The sequence below is a fragment of the Candidatus Kurthia intestinigallinarum genome, from assembly GCF_003991225.1.
Lineage (GTDB): Bacteria > Bacillota > Bacilli > Bacillales_A > Planococcaceae > Kurthia > Kurthia populi.
On record NZ_JTFC01000104.1, the window covers coordinates 1 to 1,062 of the forward strand.

The 1,062-nt window shown below is 38.3% G+C and carries 2 protein-coding genes; both read right to left on the reverse strand.

The window, feature by feature from the left end:
• Nucleotides 1-574, reverse strand: a 574-nt coding sequence (trsD, locus tag QI30_RS18915; RefSeq protein ID WP_126992086.1) for a TrsD/TraD family conjugative transfer protein, incomplete at its 3' end; no start/stop codon positions are given.
• A gap of 13 nt (nt 575-587) precedes the next feature.
• Nucleotides 588-932: a conjugal transfer protein gene (locus QI30_RS18920; protein ID WP_126992087.1), complete on the reverse strand. Its 345-nt coding sequence runs from the start codon at nt 930-932 to the stop codon at nt 588-590.
• Between the last annotated feature and the right edge of the window lie 130 nt (nt 933-1,062).

Here is a 1,062-nt window from a genome sequence, read left to right on the forward strand (position 1 = left end):
CATTTTCTAATTGCCGAATAAAAAGTAGCACCTTTTCTTCTAAATGGATCGCTGTCTGCTCCAGTGACGCTAAATGCTTTTTCGGTATTTTTTCATGCAGTACGACAATATGTGTCTTTGTCGTTATTTCCTGTGAAGACGCAACGCCAGAAAATGTATCGACATAACTCGCAATGAGGGCTAGCTTTGCTTCATTTTCAGGCTCCTCCTCTAGTACCGTTAAATAACGATGCTGCCAAAACAAAATATACTCACTAAAATCAACAGGCATCGTAATATCAAGGTACTGCTGCACTTCCTCACTATTTTCACCGAGTGTCGACATCAAAAAGGCGTTAAACTCATCAAAAACATCCTCTTGCTCGGTCGTTGTGAGTAAATCTAAATTAATCCCCGTCACTTTCAGCAATACGACTAAATAGCCTCGTTTTGTCACGAGAAAATCATTGTACTGTGCTTCAATGAGCGACATATCCTGTAGGCTCTGCTTACCTTTATCGAGCGTTTTCGGCTCATCATCAAATACATAATCGTCTATTGGCTTTTTCTTAGGACCGAACAACTTTTCCCACAAACTAATCACCGCCTTACTTTAAAAAGCGATTCTGTTTCTTCCGTATATAAAAGAGCTTTTGTCTACTCGTAAATTGATTGCGTAACTTTACATAATCCTGAAAACGAATATTCGGTCGATGGCGAATTGGTCGAGAAGACAAGAAAGCTAAAATGATAATGAGCACAATTAGTAAAAGCATGAACTTAAACAGCATGAGCCACACGTTATGTGGTGGCAAAGCGACAATGATTAGTCCAATGACAATCGGTGGCACTAGATATAGCAGTAATTCCTTCAGTGTAATCCCTAGAAAAATCCCGTAACCCGACTCTACATTCTCAGGGAACACAAACTTTTTGCCTTTATGTTCTGCCATTTTATACACCTCGTAAAAGTAGAAATTTCTACTTTTGTTAAGTAGTTTTTTCCACTTATTAAATATCTACTTATGTGAATAATGAATATAACCACGGCAATAACCAAATAATCGCTGCTGCTAAAGCAAC